12 protein-coding genes are annotated in these 17,381 nt (G+C 59.6%); 11 read left to right on the top strand and 1 reads right to left on the bottom strand.

Annotation, left to right across the window (positions count from 1 at the left end; genetic code table 11):
* The first annotated feature begins 56 nt into the window (after nucleotides 1-56).
* Nucleotides 57-1,208 (top strand): macrolide transporter subunit MacA, encoded by a 1,152-nt coding sequence (gene macA / locus ALP40_RS18060; RefSeq protein ID WP_122209570.1) that lies wholly within the window; start codon nucleotides 57-59, stop codon nucleotides 1,206-1,208.
* A gap of 1 nt (nucleotide 1,209) precedes the next feature.
* Complete coding sequence (locus ALP40_RS18055; RefSeq protein ID WP_122209567.1) at nucleotides 1,210-3,219, top strand: MacB family efflux pump subunit; 2,010 nt, start codon at nucleotides 1,210-1,212, stop codon at nucleotides 3,217-3,219.
* A gap of 14 nt (nucleotides 3,220-3,233) precedes the next feature.
* Here ALP40_RS18055 and ALP40_RS18050 read toward each other — a convergent pair whose 3' ends face one another.
* Entirely contained in the window at nucleotides 3,234-3,911 is a 678-nt protein-coding gene (locus ALP40_RS18050) for a LuxR family transcriptional regulator (RefSeq protein ID WP_122209566.1), read from the bottom strand.
* A gap of 508 nt (nucleotides 3,912-4,419) precedes the next feature.
* Between ALP40_RS18050 and ALP40_RS18045 the strand changes: the two genes are divergently transcribed.
* From ALP40_RS18045 to ALP40_RS18005, 9 genes are all read left to right on the top strand, one after another.
* Nucleotides 4,420-4,929 (top strand): sigma-70 family RNA polymerase sigma factor, encoded by a 510-nt coding sequence (locus ALP40_RS18045; protein WP_122209565.1) that lies wholly within the window; start codon nucleotides 4,420-4,422, stop codon nucleotides 4,927-4,929.
* A complete protein-coding gene (locus tag ALP40_RS18040) occupies nucleotides 4,926-5,891 on the top strand; it encodes a FecR domain-containing protein (RefSeq protein ID WP_122209564.1) in 966 nt (321 codons plus the stop codon). The genes ALP40_RS18045 and ALP40_RS18040 overlap by 4 nt, the downstream gene beginning before the upstream one ends.
* 71 nt (nucleotides 5,892-5,962) lie before the next feature.
* Nucleotides 5,963-8,365: a TonB-dependent receptor gene (locus tag ALP40_RS18035; RefSeq protein ID WP_122209563.1), complete on the top strand. Its 2,403-nt coding sequence runs from the start codon at nucleotides 5,963-5,965 to the stop codon at nucleotides 8,363-8,365.
* A gap of 348 nt (nucleotides 8,366-8,713) precedes the next feature.
* Nucleotides 8,714-10,090 (top strand): diaminobutyrate--2-oxoglutarate transaminase, encoded by a 1,377-nt coding sequence (locus ALP40_RS18030; RefSeq protein ID WP_122209562.1) that lies wholly within the window; start codon nucleotides 8,714-8,716, stop codon nucleotides 10,088-10,090.
* 195 nt (nucleotides 10,091-10,285) lie between these two features.
* Complete coding sequence (locus tag ALP40_RS18025) at nucleotides 10,286-12,088, top strand: IucA/IucC family siderophore biosynthesis protein (protein WP_122209561.1); 1,803 nt, start codon at nucleotides 10,286-10,288, stop codon at nucleotides 12,086-12,088.
* Nucleotides 12,081-13,298, top strand: a complete 1,218-nt coding sequence (locus ALP40_RS18020; protein WP_122209560.1) for a type III PLP-dependent enzyme — start codon at nucleotides 12,081-12,083, stop codon at nucleotides 13,296-13,298. Before ALP40_RS18025 ends, ALP40_RS18020 begins: the two co-directional genes overlap by 8 nt.
* Nucleotides 13,295-14,707: a DHA2 family efflux MFS transporter permease subunit gene (locus ALP40_RS18015; protein WP_122209559.1), complete on the top strand. Its 1,413-nt coding sequence runs from the start codon at nucleotides 13,295-13,297 to the stop codon at nucleotides 14,705-14,707. Before ALP40_RS18020 ends, ALP40_RS18015 begins: the two co-directional genes overlap by 4 nt.
* A gap of 21 nt (nucleotides 14,708-14,728) precedes the next feature.
* Nucleotides 14,729-16,606 carry an IucA/IucC family siderophore biosynthesis protein gene (locus ALP40_RS18010; RefSeq protein WP_122209558.1) on the top strand — a complete coding sequence of 626 codons (1,878 nt, stop codon included), beginning with the start codon at nucleotides 14,729-14,731 and terminating at the stop codon, nucleotides 16,604-16,606.
* Entirely contained in the window at nucleotides 16,606-17,379 is a 774-nt protein-coding gene (locus tag ALP40_RS18005; protein WP_183136063.1) for an HpcH/HpaI aldolase/citrate lyase family protein, read from the top strand. The genes ALP40_RS18010 and ALP40_RS18005 overlap by 1 nt, the downstream gene beginning before the upstream one ends.
* The last annotated feature ends 2 nt before the right edge of the window (nucleotides 17,380-17,381 follow it).

Here is a 17,381-nt window from a genome sequence, read left to right as displayed (position 1 = left end):
GGAAAATCAATCGCCGCCCCGATCAGTGGGCGCGATCCAAGGATCAGCAGGCATTTATGAATATGTCGAAACTACGCAAGGCTGGATTAATCAGCGCCCTGGTACTGGCGGCGGGCGCTGTGCTCTACGCCGTGGAAGCCCCGGCCAAACCACCCGCGTACATCACGGCCAGGGCCGAACGCGGTGACATCGAGGATGCGGTGCTCGCCACGGGCGCTCTGGAAGGCATCAAGCAAGTGGACGTCGGCGCTCAAGTGTCTGGCCAGTTGAAATCGCTCAAGGTCAAACTCGGCGACAAGGTCAAAAAAGGCCAGTGGCTGGCCGAAATCGATCCACTGGTGCTGCGCAATACCTTGCGTCAAGCCGAGGTGGACGAGGAAAAACTCAAGGCCCAACGTGCGTCCGCCCAGGCCCGGATGAAACAGGCCAAGCGGCTTTACGACCGCTACAAGCAATTACAGACCGATCAGTCGGTATCTCGCCAGGACTATGAAAGTGCCGAGTCCGACTACGAAATGCAGCAGGCGAATGTGCGTGCACTGGATGCCGATATAAAAAGCGCTCAGGTGCAGATAGACACGGCCAAAGTCAATCTGGGCTACACGCGGATCATTGCGCCCATTGACGGCGACGTGGTCGGTATCGTGACGCAGGAAGGCCAGACCGTGATCGCCCAACAACTGGCGCCGGTGTTGTTGAAGCTGGCCGATCTGGACACCATGACCATCAAGGCCCAAGTCTCCGAAGCGGACGTGATTCACATCACGCCGGGCCAGGAGGTCTATTTCACGATTCTGGGGGAAGACAAACGCTATTACGCCAAGCTTCGTGGCACCGAGCCTGCGCCGCAGGATTACCTTGAAACCGAAAGCGGCAGTTCGGCTTCCAGGCAGAATTCGGCCGTGTTTTACAACGCACTGTTCGAAGTTCCGAACCTTGATCAGCGCCTTCGCATCGCCATGACTGCCCAGGTGCGGATCGTCTTGGGCACCGCCCATAACGCCATCACGGTGCCGGTGGCGGCCCTGGGGCCTCGTACTGTCGAGGGCACCGCTGTCGTGCGCGTGGTGGACGCCAAAGGCTTTGCCCAAGAGCGCAAGGTGCAGACCGGCATCAACAACAACGTGCAGGTGGAGATCAAGGACGGGCTCGTTGAAGGGGACCAAGTAGTGATCGGCGATCCGACAGCGGCTGTGGCAGAGGCCTAACATGAATCAGAAGGTAGACGCCGCTGACCTGCGCGCAACCCCGATTGAAACGGACCGCCCGTTGTTGCAACTGGAAAACGTGAGCCGCAGTTTCATGGCCGGGGATCGCGAGGTCAAGGTCCTCAAACAGATCAATCTGGCGATCCATGCGGGCGAGCTGGTGGCGATCATCGGTGCTTCCGGATCCGGCAAGTCCACGCTGATGAACATTCTCGGCTGTCTGGACAACGCCAGCAGCGGGATTTATCGCGTCGCCGGGCAGCCAACACGGGATCTGGACGACGACGCACTGGCCGCGCTGCGCCGCGACCATTTCGGCTTCATTTTCCAGCGTTATCACTTGTTGCCGCACCTGGACGCCGTACGCAACACCGAGATTCCGGCTGTGTATGCAGGCACCTCACAGGCCCAGCGTCATCTGCGTGCTCAGGAACTGCTGACACGTCTGGGACTGGGCGGCCATCTGGGACACCGGCCGAGTCAGATGTCGGGTGGGCAGCAGCAGCGGGTGAGTATCGCCCGGGCCTTGATGAACGGCGGGGAGGTGATTCTGGCCGACGAACCTACCGGCGCGCTGGACACCACCAGTGGCAAGGAGGTCATGCGCACCCTGCTGGAACTGCATGCGATGGGTCATACGGTCATTCTGGTGACCCACGACCCCAAGGTGGCGGCCAATGCCGAGCGCATCATCGAAGTCAGCGATGGTGAAATCATCAACGACACACGTACGCGTCCCCACATACAGCCCGCGACACAGCCGGCTACTGCGGTAAACGCGTCCACCAGGCGACGACGAAGGTGGATTGCCAGCTTCGGATTATTCCGAGAAGCCTTCAACATGGCCTGGATTGCGCTGATCTCGCACCGCATGCGCACGTTGCTGACCATGCTCGGGATCATTATCGGCATCACCTCGGTGGTGTCGATCTCGGCCATTGGCGAAGGCGCCAAGCGTTACGTGCTCAAGGACATCCAGTCGATCGGCAGCAATACCATCGACATCTACGCCGGCAGCAATTTTGGCGACAGCCGGGCCAAGTCCATCGAAACGCTGTTGCCATCTGATGCCACGGCGCTCAACCAGCTGTATTACATCGACAGCGCCACCCCGGTGGTCGGCCGCAGCATGCTGATCCGTTACCGCAACATCGACGTCGATGCGCAGCTCAACGGCGTCAGCAGCCGTTATTTCCAGGTGCGCAATATTCAATTGGCGGCTGGGATCACGTTCAGCGACCAGGATGCACGTCGTCAGGCGCAAGTGGTGGTGCTGGATCACAACGCCGCCGAGCGCCTGTTCGGGCCTGGCGTCAATCCCCTCGGCAAAGTCATTCTGATCGGCAAGCTGCCCTGCACAGTGATTGGCGTCACCAGCGATCACAAAAACATGTTCATTGCCGGTAACACGCTCAATATCTGGATGCCCTACGAAACCGCGGCAGGAAGGGTGCTGGGCCAGCGTCATCTGGACAGCATCAGCGTCCGGGTCAAGGACGGAATGCCCAGCAAGTTGGCCGAAGAGCAGATCAAGAGCTTGATGCTGCAGCGCCACGGCACGAAAGACTTTTTCACCAATAACCTGGACAGCGTCATGCAGACGGTCCAAAAAACCAGCCGTTCGCTGACCTTGCTGTTATCGCTGATCGCTGTCATTTCCCTGGTGGTGGGCGGCATCGGCGTAATGAACATCATGCTGGTGTCGGTCACCGAACGCACAAGGGAGATCGGCATTCGTATGGCTGTGGGTGCCCGGCAGTCGGACATCCGTCAGCAATTTTTGGTGGAAGCGGTCATGGTCTGTCTGATCGGCGGCGTGATTGGCATTGGCCTGTCATACGCCATCGGCTACCTGTTCACGCTGTTCGTCAAACAGTGGGAAATGGTCTTTTCGATGGCCTCGGTGGTGACCGCGTTCGCCTGTTCCACCCTGATCGGTGTGCTGTTCGGTTTCGTGCCAGCCCGCAATGCCGCAAGGCTGGACCCCATCGAGGCGCTGGCACGCGATTAACGCAACGGTTACGGTTACAAGGCGCTTTCGCCCGCAGCAAGGTGCTCGGGCGAGGCGTACATCCAGCGCATCAACGAATTGCGTCCGCTGATCCCCAGCTTGACCGCCGCACGGCGCTGATAGCTACTCACCGTGCTGACCTTGAGCGACAGGCGTTCAGCCTGTTCCACGGCGGTCTGTCCGGCCAGTAGCCCCAAGCAGATTTGCAGCTCGCGTTCGGACAGCATCAACCCGGTTTCACGCAGCCGCTCGTGGAAACGATCTTCCAGGCCTTCGGGCTTTTTCGATTCGGCTTCCAGGGTCGCTGTTTGGAGGGCATCGACGTGCTTTTCCAGAATCGAAAACAACAACGGTGAAATGTCTTCCAGACGACGGCGTTCGCTCACGGAAAAGTCGTGGGAAGGCCGGCCTCGAAATGCAGTGATCTTGCAGGAGTAGTTGAGCGACTCCTGTAACGGATTCAACTGTATCGAGTCCGTGAAACGCTGGGCGGCGCGGGGCGAGGTGACGGTTTCGTTGAACACGGTCGACACGCCGCTCTGTGGCGACTGCCAAGGCCTGGGCAGCAGGTAGAGGTGGGTGGCATCCACGGCGAGCTGGGAGTTGATCAGCGCGTGGAACATGCTTGAAAAGTTGCCATTGCCGATGCTGGCGATGGCCCTGCCGATTTGCGGAAGTAAGGTTGGCGTCATCTTTGTCATCCATGATTCGAGAACTACTGACGTATCTAAGACGCGAGTAACGCGGCGCGGTCACACAACTAAGTTTTTTATTTCTCCAACTAAGCTGCCTGCGAAAGATGACGATTTAGAGCGACTAAGCGTTATTTCCATTGCGCACGACGGGTATGCGGCTGCGAGGAAGGGGGTTGCTGATCCCTCTGCTTCAAGGAATGCCCCGCGATCACTCGGGAGAAACCGGGCGTGGGTTCATCGCTTGCAGAGCCGTGTCGATCAGTGGGAAACGTAGCAAGCGACGGCTTGGTCGTGGTGCGTCTGGGTCACGGCAGGCCCTGATCCACAGGAATCTGTCAAGATTCCATCTGCGGCGCAGCCGTTGCAAACCGGGTCGTTGAGGGCCGTTTGGACCCTTTTGACTCCGCTGCGACGGGGTGTTTATGGAAAAAGGACATGGACTCGGGATATAACACTAATTAGAATGAGTCTCATTTGACACATCCATAGCGCAAGGCCTCTCGACATGATCGAAGCAGCGACGTCAACGGACCACTCTCTACATTCCCTGTACCGCGACCATTATGGCTGGCTGGAAAGCTGGTTGCGGCGACGGATGGGCAATGCCTGGGATGCTGCGGACCTGAGCCAGGATACCTTTCTGCGCGTGTTGTCCAGTTCACAGCAGATCGCTGACATGCAAGAGCCTCGCGCCTATCTGATGACCGTAGGCAAACGCCTGCTCAGCAACTTCTATACACGTCGCAGTCTGGAGCAGGCCTACCTCGAAGCGCTGTCACATCTGCCGGAAGACAGTGCGCCGTCGCCTGAGCAGCGATGGCTGTTGCTGGAAACCCTGCAAGCGCTGGACGAGTTACTCGATGGGCTGTCCGCCGTGGTGCGCAGGGCCTTTCTCTTGAGCCAGCTCGAGGGGCTTGGCTACCGCGAAATTGCCGAACGTTTGCAGGTTTCCGAGCGCACCGTCAAACGCTACATGGCCCAAGCCTACGAACACTGCCTGCTGGTGGACTGGTGATCCGTTCGGCCCCGTCCAGCGAGGAACGCGAAGTCGCGCGCAGGGCTGCGCAATGGTTGGCTTTGCTAGAATCCGGCGGTGCCAGTGACGAAGATCACGTCAAGCTGCAACTCTGGCGTGACAGTTCCTGCAGTCATGAACGCGCCTGGCAAAAGGCGCAACAGCTGCGCCAGCGTTTTTTCGGCTTGCCCGCCAATCTGGCGATGGCCACCCTCGATCGCCCCGACAAGGCCCGCCGCGCAGCCCTCAAAAGGGCGCTCGGTGTCGCCACGCTGGTGCCCGCCGTATGGTTGCTGGGGCGCCAACTGCCGCTGGATGTCTGGCGTGCCGACCTGCAAACCTCCATTGGCGAACACAAACGGCTGTCTCTCGCCGATGGCAGCACCTTGCAGTTGAACACCGACAGCGCTGTGAACGTCGACCTGACCACGCGGCAAGTGACGCTGCTGCGTGGCGAGATTTCCCTGAAAGTACCGGGCAGTGCGCCGCTGACCCTTGAAGGTCCCTATGGCCGGGTCATTGTCGCCCGTAGCGAAGTCTGCATGCGTCTTGATGCGGCGCAGTGTCGGGTGTCGGTGGTCAGTGGCACTGTGCGGGTGCAGCCTCTGCAAGGGCCGGACCTGGACCTGCACGCTCAACAGCAACTGAGTCTGCAACGCGGCGGGGCAGGCCCGATCAGCGTCTTCGATGCGATGTCGCCCGGCTGGCGAGACGGTGTGCTGACTGCGCAGAACCAGACATTGGGCCATTTCCTTCGCGAACTGGGGCGATACAGGCCTGGCCTGCTGCGCTGGGAGCCCGAGCTTGAAACGCTGCGTGTCACGGGAAGCTTCCGGCTCGACAACACTGACCGGGTCCTCTCGCTGCTGGCAGCCAGTCTGCCGGTGGATGTGCAGATGCGCACCCGCTATTGGGTCACGGTGGTGCCTCGAAAAAGTCGCTCTACAAAAAATACTGCGTGAAGCCTGTCCCTTTTTTTCGGCTCACTTGTCATTGCAGGTAAGTGAACAAAAAACTACGAGAGCTTCCCTACATGTCCGCAGTGCCTCCTTTCCGTTTACGTCCGCTTTTGCACGTCAGTCTTCTGCTGACACTCAGCGCCAGCCCGCTGTTCATCTCCAACAGTTGGGCAGAAACGTCGGGACGCCGTGCCTACGAAGTGCCTGCTGGTAGCCTGAGCGCCGCACTCACACGCTTTGCAGGCCTGGCGGGCGTGAATCTGTCGGTTGACCCCGCGCTGGTAAACGGACGTAACAGTGCCGGCCTGTCTGGCGACTTCGCCGTCGAGGAGGGTTTTGCCCGTCTGCTGCAAGGTTCCGGTCTGCAACTGGTGCCGGTGGGCGAACAGGCTTACACGCTGATCCCAGCACCCAGCAGTGGCAGCCTGGAACTGGCACCCACCTCGATTCTCGGCGCGGGCGGCACGACCGACGGTCAGGCTTACGCCGGTGGTCAGGTTGCACGTCGTGGCTCGCAGGGGATGCTCGGCTCGCGGGACTTCATGGACACCCCGTTCAGCATGACCACCTACACCCAGGAGGCAGTGAAGAATCAGCAGGCCCGCACGCTGGGCGACCTGATTGCCAGCGATCCGTCGGTGCGCGCGACCAACCCGGCTGGCGGACGCTACGAGCAGTTCACCATCCGTGGCTTGAGCCTGTTCAACAGCGATGTTTCCTATAACGGCCTGTACGGCATTCTGCCGACCTACACGATCGATATGGAAATGGCCGAGCGGGTGGACATCCTCAAAGGCCCGAGCCAGCTGGTTAACGGCATCTCTCCGCGTGGCAGTGTCGGGGGTGGCATCAACGTGGTGCCCAAGCGCGCGACCGACAAACCGATCACTGAATTCACCGGCAGCTATGCCTCCGACAGCCAGGTGGGCGGCGCGGTAGACATCGGCCGCCGGTTCGGCGACGAAGACAAGTTCGGTATTCGTTTCAACGGCGTCAAGCAGTCCGGCGATACCACTTGGGACCATCAGAGCGTCGACCGCGAAATGGCCGTCCTGGGTCTGGACTTCCGGGGTGAGCGCCTGCGTCTTTCGACCGATATCGGCCACACCGAACGCAACACTGACGCACCACAGGAACGAGTGCAAATTGGTCCGAATGCCAAAGTGCCCAACCCCAACGATGTGCGTGACAACTATGCGCAATCCTGGAGCAAGGCACGCACTGAGGACACCTTTGGTACGGTCAACGCCGAATACGACGTCAGCGATTCGGTGATGGTCTACGGCGGCGTAGGTGCCCGCAAGAGTGATCATGACTTCCTGCGCCATGCGGTCTCGATCACCAACAATGCGGGTGATTTCAGCGTGCAGCCTCGTGACTTCACGCGTGATGAGAACGTACGCACTGCGTCCGCCGGTGTCCGCAACTGGTTCAATACCGGTCCGGTCAGCCACGAGGTCAATCTGGCCGCCAGTTATTTCTACATGGACTTCGAAAACGGTGGTGCGCGTTACGCGGCGTCCCCGAGCAACCTGTTCAACCCCATCGATACCCCGACACCGGCCAACCCGACACGCAGGGATGACAAGGTTTACACCGAAAACCGCTTCAGCGGTCTGGCGCTGTCCGACACACTGGGATTCTTCGATGACCGTCTGCTGCTGACCTTGGGAGCGCGTTGGCAGCGAGTCAAGGTTGATGACTGGACCAACAATGTCAAAGGCGACACCGCGTACGACGAGGAAAAAATCTCACCGTCGGGCGGCATTCTGTACAAGGTGACCGACGAGCTGTCGGTGTACGCCAACTACATGGAAGGCTTGAGTCAAGGCAAGATTGCGCCTTCGACATCGATCAATGAAGACGAGATCTTTCCGCCCTTCGTCAGTCGCCAGGTCGAAGTCGGTGCCAAGTATGACCTGGGCTCCTTTGCCTTCACCGGCAGCGTGTTCCGCATCAAGCAGCCTGCTTACGAAACCAACGCCGCTTCTCGCGTGTTCGGGCCCAATGGCAAGCGCGAAAACAATGGCGTCGAGTTGACCATGTTCGGCGAACCGCTCAAAGGCTTCCGCCTGTTGGGCGGTGTGATGTATATCGATAGCGAGCTGAAAAATACAACCGGTGGCGCCTTTGACGGCAACAGTGCCCCGGCGACACCTGAGTACAACGTGAACCTGGGTGCCGAATGGGACGTGCCGGCGGTTCAAGGTCTGACCCTGACCGGGCGGGGCATCTACACCAGTTCCCAGTACCTGGATCAAGCCAACACCAAGGAAATCGATTCCTCCGAGCGTTTCGATGTCGGCGCACGTTACGCCTTCAAGGTCGATCAGAAGACCATCACCCTGCGGGCCAATGTCGAGAACGTCATGGACAAGCGCTATTGGAGTTCGGCGGGGGCTTCGGATGACAGTGAGCCTGGCTTGACGCTCGCCACTCCGAGAACCTACTTGATTTCGGCCACCGTTGGTTTCTGATCATGCACGGCTGCTGCCCAGGGCAGGGCAGCAGTGTCGTTGAATAAAGATGGACCCATTACACAGAGAACATGCGATGTAGATGACAACTTGGATAGCAAACGTCTTTATAACTAAAGACCGGTTCCGTTGTGATTACCGCAATAAGGAATGCGCCCCCATTGTGCGCTGCCGTCGTGGCACTTTGATAATGGCCGATTCTTTAATCGGTGCTTCAGTGTGCCTGTAATGTTCATGTCGCTGGCTGTGCCGTTGTCATATTAAATTCAGAATTAATTTGTCATAACGTACTTGCACTTTTCCGGAAATGAGAATAGTTTTCATCCCGAATTAAGCGAGGGTTAACAGATGTTGAATGATGGCTTATTGCACTCTACTGCGTCGCAGAAAACCAATGCCAACTATCTGGCTCGACAGGCGAAGTTTGAATCCAATGTTCGAAGTTATCCGCGCAAGTTGCCATTGGCTATTGCCAAGGCGCACGGGCTTTGGGTCACGGACGTTGAGGGTACCACGTATCTGGATTGTCTGGCCGGGGCGGGAACGCTGGCATTGGGGCACAACCATGAAGCAATCATGGCCAGTCTGGACAGCTTCCTGACCTCCGGCATGCCGATGCACACCCTTGACCTGACCACCCCGGTCAAGGACGCTTTCAGCGAAACGCTGCTGAGCCTGCTGCCGGGACAAGGACGCGACTATTGCCTGCAGTTCTGTGGACCTTCCGGCGCAGATGCTGTCGAGGCAGCGCTCAAATTGGCCAAGACCGCCACCGGCCGCAGCAACATCATCAGCTTTTCCGGGGCCTACCACGGCATGACCCACGGTGCCCTGGCGCTGACCGGCAACACCGGGCCGAAAGACGCGGTAGCCGGTCTGATGCCCGGTGTGCAGTTCTTGCCTTATCCGCATCAATACCGCTGTCCGCTGGGCATTGGTGGCGAAGCAGGCACAGAGGCGCTGGGGTATTACTTCACGCAGTTCATCGAGGACGTCGAAAGCGGTGTATCCCTGCCAGCGGCGGTGATTTTAGAGGCCGTACAGGGCGAGGGCGGCGTCAATCCGGCACCGAACAGCTGGCTGCGGCAGATCCGTGAAGTGACTCGCAAACACGGCATTCTGTTGATTCTGGATGAGGTGCAGGCAGGTTTCGGTCGCACCGGCAAGATGTTCGCCTTCGAACATGCCGGCATCGAGCCGGACATCATTGTTATGTCCAAGGCGGTCGGGGGCGGCCTGCCGCTGGCGGTATTGGGCATCAAGCGCGAGTTCGACGCCTGGTCACCGGGCAATCACTCCGGCACCTTCCGGGGCAATCAGATGGCGATGGCCACAGGGCTTGCGACGCTTGAAGTGCTGCAGCGGCAGAATCTCGCCGGTCAGGCCAGCAAGCGTGGCCAGTGGCTCATGGACCAATTGACGCTTCTGCAATCACGCTATCCCGCGATGGGGCAGGTGCGCGGGCGCGGTTTAATGCTGGGCATCGAGATCGTTGACGAGCGCAAACCGGCAGACCGCCTGGGCAGTTTTCCCACGGATCCAGAACTTGCACTCGTGATTCAACAACAGTGTTTCAAACACGGTTTGTTGCTTGAACGCGGTGGCCGAAATGGCAATGTCATTCGTTTATTACCGCCGTTGATTATCACCGATGAACAATGTCAGTTAGTGATCCAGCGTTTTGAAGAAGCCCTCAAATCAGCGCTCCTTCAACTGCGCACATAACGGCGTCGCTCATTGACGACCCTTTAAACAATGCCAGGCCCGCAAAAATACAGTGTATTGGGTGAAAGGATTTATCCAGCGGCGATTGTTCCCGTGATAAATCATGCCCGTACGTAAGTTGTCAGGCCGCAAGCCGTTATTAACGCTTGTTGCGACGTACCTGAACAGTCAGCGAACAGCGACTGTGGAGCAGACATGACTAATACCGATCGCACCGTTTTATCAAACATGGTGAGCGAGTTGGCGACGACCCGCGCTTTACTTAATTGCCTGATCAAGGAATTTGCACTGCCAGAAGACTGCCTTCATTACACCTGGCCGCAAGGCATGCTGGGTATCGCGCCCGGCAGCTTTGTCGACGGTGGCCAATGGAAGGGGATTCCGCTGACCATCAGCCTGCCCAACAAGCAACAGTTCTTCGTACTGGTAGACCGCCAGGACCGTCTGGGTAGCCACCGTTACCTGTCCGACGTCTATGCGCGACGTGGCCAAGGCACCTGGCAATGCCTGGCGTTTCCAGAGTTCGTCGCGCAGATGCTGTCTGCGTGCGAGTACATGACCCGTTCCAGCAACGACGAACTGCTGGATCAGGTCCTGCAAAGCCAGCAACTGACGGCCGCGATTGTGGCCCATAACATGAGCGGCGAGCATCCCAAGCCGTTGAGTGGTTATCTGGCCAGCGAGCAAGGCTTGTGGTTCGGTCACCCCAATCACCCGGCCCCCAAGGCGCGCCTGTGGCCCAAGCATCTGGCGCAGGAAACCTATGCCCCGGAATTTCAGGCAAAAACGGCGCTGCACCTGTTCGAAGTGCCGCTGGACGGGCTGCGAATCAGCGCCAATGGTCTGAGCGACACACAGGTCATGGAAGGGTTTGTGGATCAAGCGAAAGCCCGCCCGGGCCACGCGCTGATTTGCATGCACCCGGTCCAGGCCGAATTGTTCCTGCAGGATCGTCGCGTGCAACGTCTGATCGAGCAGGGCGACGTGGTGGACCTGGGCACCAGCGGGCCGCTTGCCAGCCCGACGGCCTCGATGCGCACCTGGTACATCGAAGGGCACGACTATTTCATCAAGGGTTCGCTGAACGTGCGTATCACCAACTGCGTCAGGAAAAACGCCTGGTACGAGCTGGAAAGCACACTGATCATCGACGCGCTGTTCCAGCGTCTGCACACCACACGGCCGGAAACCCTTGGTGGGCTGTCCGCTGTCGCCGAGCCGGGGTCCCTGAGCTGGGCGCCAAAGGGTGCGAGCGAATCGGATGATCATTGGTTTCGCGAGCAGACCGGCGCGATCCTGCGAGAGAATTTCTGCCGTCGCTCCGGTCCCGATTGCAGCGTGATGGCGGGCACCTTGTTCGCGCGTGATCTGCGTTCAAGGCCTCTGGTGCTCGAATTTCTCGAAGGCTTCAAAGGCAGAGCGCTGGACGACGAGGATCTGTTGACGTGGTTCGACCAGTATCAAGCCCTGTTGCTGCGTCCGGTCATGGCGTTGTTCTTCAACCACGGCATCGTCATGGAGCCGCATTTGCAGAATGCCGTCGTGATCCACGACAACGGCCGTCCTCAACAACTGCTGTTGCGCGACTTCGAAGGGGTCAAGCTGACCGAAGAACTGGGCATGAAGCACATTGAAACGGCGCTGCATCCGCGTGTTCGCCAATCCATGCAGTATTCCCGCGAGCAGGGCTGGAGCCGCATTACCTACTGCCTGTTGATCAACAACCTGTCCGAAGCCGTGCTGGCCTTGAGCTGGGAGCGGGCGCACCTTGCGCCGTTGATGTGGCAGCGTGTCGAGCAACAACTGCGCCGTATTCGCGCCGAGCTGCTGCGTCCGGCACCTGAGCTGGACGCGCTGATTGCTGGCGACTCCATCGCTTGCAAGACCAACCTCAAGGTCCGTCTGGCCGCTAAGGCTGATCGCGAGGCCAATTACGTGCGCCTCGCCTCGCCGTGGGGTGAAGAAACACGTTATGCCAAGGAGGTCCGTTATGCATAAGTTGCCGGACGCGGTGCGCGCGGTGATCGATGAGGCGCGGGCTCTGGAAAGCGATCCACTGGCAGCGTTTGTCTACGACCTCGATGCGCTCCAGCAGCATGTCAGCGAGGTCATGGCGGCGCTTCCCGCAGGAGTGGAGCTGTATTACGCCATCAAGGCCAACAGCGAAGCGCCTGTGCTGGAAACGCTGGCCCCCCTGGTCAGTGGCTTCGAAATCTCGTCGGGCGGAGAAATCGAGCGGGTGATGGCCTGTCCGACGCGCAAATCGTTTGTGTTCTCCGGCCCCGGCAAGCTGGACTCCGACTTGCGCTGGGCGCTGCTCAACAAGGTCGAAGCGTTCCATGTGGAAAGCCTCAACGAAATCGAGCGCCTGCAAGCACTGGCGAGCGACGTTGGACGCGTGCAACCGGTGTTCATCCGCATCAACCCACAGTTGCCACCTACCCAGTCGAGCAAACTGGCGATGGCCGGAACCGCAACTCCGTTTGGAATCGACGAGGCGGATCTCGCTGAAGCCGTGCAGCGCGTAGACGATGCCAGCCACCTGACGCTCAAGGGCTTTCATGTGCATGCCATGTCGCATCAGCTTTCGGTGGAGCGGCACGAGCAGTTGATCGATTTTTACTTGCAGCGTTGGCCACAGTGGAAAGCGCTGACACGTCAACCGGATCAAGTGACCCACTTCAATGTCGGGGGCGGGATTGGCGTGGACTACCTGACCGAGCAGCGTTTCGACTGGCAGCGTTTTTGCCGATATCTGGAGAAGCGGCTCGGAGAGCAAGCCGATGCGCCGATCCTGCGTTTCGAACCGGGCCGGTTCATCAGCGCCTACTGCGGCTATTACGTGATCGAAGTGCTGGACGCCAAAACCAGTCATGGAGAGCATTTTCTGGTCTGTCGCGGCGGCACCCACCAGTTTCGCCTGCCGGTCGCCCAGAGCCACGATCATCCGGTCATCCATTTGCCAAGCGTTCCTCAGACGGCCGAGTCCGAAGAAAAGGCCTGCACTGTGGTCGGGCAACTGTGCACGCCCAAGGATGTGCTGAGCCGCAAGCATCCCTTCAAGGGCGTCGCCATCGGCGATCTGCTGGTGCTGCCAATGGCCGGGGCTTATGGCTTCAACATCTCCCATGTGGATTTTCTCTGCCATCCGCGTCCGGCACAGCACTTTGTGCGTGGCGGTGAACGCCTTGTGGAGGATGCTCGGTGACAGCACGCTTCAACGTCCCGCGCAGTTGGGTGGTGATCAACGTTTTGCTGGGCACGCTGACGGTGAGCCTGAGCAACAGTTCGCTGAATCCGGCACTGCCTGCGTTCATGGAAGCGTTCCGGATTGGTCCACTGATGGCCACCTGGATCGTTGCCGGGTTCATGACCAGCATGGGCATGACCATGCCGCTGACCAGCTTTCTCAGCCAGCGGATCGGGCGCAAGCGCCTTTATCTGTGGGGGGTTGCGCTGTTCATCGGTGGATCGCTGCTGGGGGCGCTGGCCAACTCCATCGCGGTGGTGATCGCGGCTCGGGTGGTGCAGGGCGTGGCCAGCGGGCTGATGATCCCGTTGTCGCTGGCCATCATCTTCGCCGTGTACGAAAAGCACGAACGGGGCCGTGTGACCGGGCTGTGGAGTGCCGCCGTCATGCTGGCTCCGGCGCTCGGGCCGTTGTGCGGCAGCCTCATGCTGGAGTGGTTCGACTGGCGTTCGCTGTTCTTGATGAATGTGCCCATCGGCCTGCTGGCGTTGGTGCTGGGCATCGGCGTGCTACCTGCTTCGGAGCCGCCAGAGCGCAAGCCGTTCGATCTGGTCGGTTACCTGCTGATCGCGTCGGGTATCGGACTGCTGATGATTGCCATCAGCCGGATGCACCATGCCGAGGCGCTGCGGGATCCGCTCAATCAGGCAATGGTACTGGTGGCGGTGGTCTGCCTGATCGCTTTTGTCTGGGTAGAACTGCGCCGCAAGGCTCCGCTGCTCAACCTGCGCCTGTTCAACCTGCGCGGCTACCGGATGAGCGTGATCGTCGCGGTGGTGCAATCGGTCGGGATGTTCGAGTGCCTGGTGCTGCTCCCGCTGCTGGTACAAACCGTGATGGGCTACAACCCGATCTGGACAGGTCTGTCGCTGCTGTGTACTGCCGCGTTTGCCAGCCTGTTCGGGCAGTGGGGCGGTAAGGCTCTGGACCGGCACGGCCCGCGCGCAGTGGTTGCCATCGGCCTGCTGCTGACCGGCATTTCGACGCTGGCCTTGGGCTTGCTCAAAGCCGACGCGGCCATTGGTGTGGTGTTCGTGTTGATGATGATCCGTGGCGCAGGCCTTGGGCTTTCCTACATGCCGGTGACCACCGCCGGGCTCAATGCACTGCCCGAACCGATGGTCACTCAGGGTGCAGCGATGAACAACATTTCACGGCGTCTCGTGGCATCGCTGGGGATTGTCATTGCCTCGCTGTGGCTTGAGTTCCGCATCAGTTCAGCGGGACCGGCCGCCACCCCCTCGGCCATCAGCGAAGTCTTCGTTGCCACCGGCATTCTGATTCTGCTGGCACTGCCCTGTGCCTGGCGTTTTCCTCTTGAAAACGAGCGCGTCGAGGCTGAGCCCGGCGCGGTCGAAACCCGATAATTTCCGTTCGAGGTATGAACTATGGCAACCCCTTTACCGCTGAACCCGTTACCGCTCGTTCAACACGCTGCGAACACTCCAGCCACCGGCGACTGGCTGGCCGATATCGACGCCGGCCGTTACACAAAGGTGCAGCGCCGGGTGATAGGCCAGTTGTTGCAAACGTTGCTGTATGAAGCCGCGCTGCCTTACACCTGCGTGTCGCTGGACGAGCATCGGCACCTGTTCGTCGTCCCTGTCACCGATGCCTCACAGGCTCCGGTCGAATACCGCTGCAATGGATTGTTGAGCACCAGTTTCGATCTGATCCGCCTGGACCATGCCAGCCTGGAACGCGTCGACAAAGACGGTAAGCGCACTGTTCCGGACTTGCATCTGGCGCTGGCCGAGCTGCTGAGCCCGTTCAAGGACAGCCCACATCTAGCGCGTTTCATTCAGGAAATCGAGCAGACTCAGCTCAAGGACCTGCAAGCCCGCACTCAGGGTTACCAGCCTGCAAAGCCTGCGCATCAGTTGGACGTCGATGCGCTTGAACAGCATTTCATGGACGCCCACAGCTACCACCCTTGCTACAAATCGCGTATCGGCTTCTCGCTGGATGACAACGTCAACTACGGACCTGAGTTTGCGACACCCATTTCAGTGGTCTGGCTGGCGGTCGCAAAATCCAGCGCGTCGGTCGGGCATTCCCGAGCCATGAATTTCCCACAGTTCGTGCGCGAAGAGCTGGGCGCGCAGCGGTGGCAAGTGTTTACCCATACACTGGCGGCGCAGGGCAAATCCATAGACGACTACCAGTTGATGCCTGTCCATCCGTGGCAATGGGACAACCTGACGGTTTCGACGTTCTTTCCGGAGCTGGCCAGCGGCGAACTGATTTATCTGGGTACCTCGGCCGACGTGTACAAGGCCCAGCAATCGATCCGCACCCTGGCTAACGCCAGCGATCCGAAAAAGCCCTACGTCAAGCTGTCCATGAGCATGACCAATACATCCAGTACACGCATTCTGGCGCGCCATACCGTGTTGAACGGCCCGATCATCGCCGACTGGCTGCAACATCTGATTGGCACCGACAGCACCGCTCGCGAGCTGGATTTCGTGATTCTTGGCGAAGTCGCCGGCGTCAGTTTCGACTACCGTCATCTGCCGGAGTCACGTTCGGCACAAACATACGGCACGCTGGGCGCGATCTGGCGCGAAAGCCTTCACCGGTACCTCAGGGACGACGAGCAAGCCGTGCCGTTCAACGGCCTGAGCCATGTCGAGAACCAATATGGCGACGGCGATCAGTCACCATTCATCGACGCCTGGGTGCGCCAATACGGCCTGGAAAAATGGACCCGGCAGCTGTTGAGCGTCACCGTGCCGCCAATCATCCACATGCTCTACGCCGAAGGCATCGGTATGGAATCCCACGGCCAGAACATCGTCTTGATCGTCAAGGACGGCTGGCCGCAGCGTATTGCGCTCAAGGACTTCCATGACGGCGTGCGGTATTCGCCTGCACATCTGGGTCGCCCCGAACTGTGCCCCGAGCTGGTGCCGCTGCCTGCCAGCCACGCGAAGCTCAACCGCAACTCGTTCATCGTTACCGATGATGTCAACGCGGTACGCGACTTCTCCTGCGATTGTTTCTTCTTCATCTGCCTGGCTGAAATGGCCATTTTCCTGCGCCAGCAGTATCAGCTGGACGAAGCGCTGTTCTGGGAAATGACCGCCGACGTGATCCTGGACTATCAAAAAGCGCATCCGCAGCACCAGGAACGTTACGGTCTGTTCGATGTGTTCGCACCGACTTACGAAGTGGAAGAGTTGACCAAGCGCCGCTTGCTCGGTGACAGCGAGCGCCGGTTCAGGTCGGTTCCCAACCCACTGCACGCATACAGGCCGCAATGATGTTGAGGACCAACACACTCAAGCAAAAGCTGGGCAGCGGCCAGGCCGTGTACGGGCTGATCAGCTCGATTCCGGCCCCGGCGTCCATCGAGCTGATTGCCGAAGCCGGTTTCGACTTCGTGATCATCGACATGGAACACGTGCTGATCAACCCGGAAACCGTGGAGAACATGATCCGTGTTGCTGAAAGCTATGACCTGACGCCATTGGTGCGGGTCGCCGATCTGAACCCGAAAACGCTGTTGCGACTGCTTGATGGCGGGGCGCAGGGCATCGTCTTGCCGATGATCGAAAGCCCCGAACAACTGGCCGCCGCCATCGCCGCCTGCAAGTACCACCCACTGGGCCATCGCAGCCTCAATGCCGGTCGTCCGGGTGCGTTCGGCAAACATAGCCTGGCGCAGTACGTGGAGGCGGCCAACCGGCAAATCATGCTGGTGGCGATGATCGAAAGCGCCGAAGGCGTGCGCCGCGCCAGCGAGATCGCTGCGGTGCCGGGGCTGGACATGATCCTTGAGGGCGCTGCTGACCTGTCGCAATCGCTTGGCATGCCGTGGCAGATCGATCAACCCATCGTGCAGCAAGCGCTGCTCGATGCCTGGCAGGCTGCCCAAGCCGCAGGTGTTCCATATTGCACGATTCCCCGCCAGCCCGGCGACGCCGCTCGCTGGCAGGCCCGTGGCGTCAACGCTTTTGTTCTGGGGGATGAGCGCGGCATTACCTTTCGTGCGCTTCAGGCCCGCCTGACCCAACATTCTGTAGAAGGAAACTGATT

It is taken from the genome of Pseudomonas viridiflava (genome assembly GCF_003702045.1).
Taxonomy (GTDB): Bacteria; Pseudomonadota; Gammaproteobacteria; order Pseudomonadales; family Pseudomonadaceae; genus Aquipseudomonas; species Aquipseudomonas viridiflava_C.
Note: the sequence above shows the minus strand (reverse complement) of the source record. Positions and strands in the feature narration are given on the sequence as shown.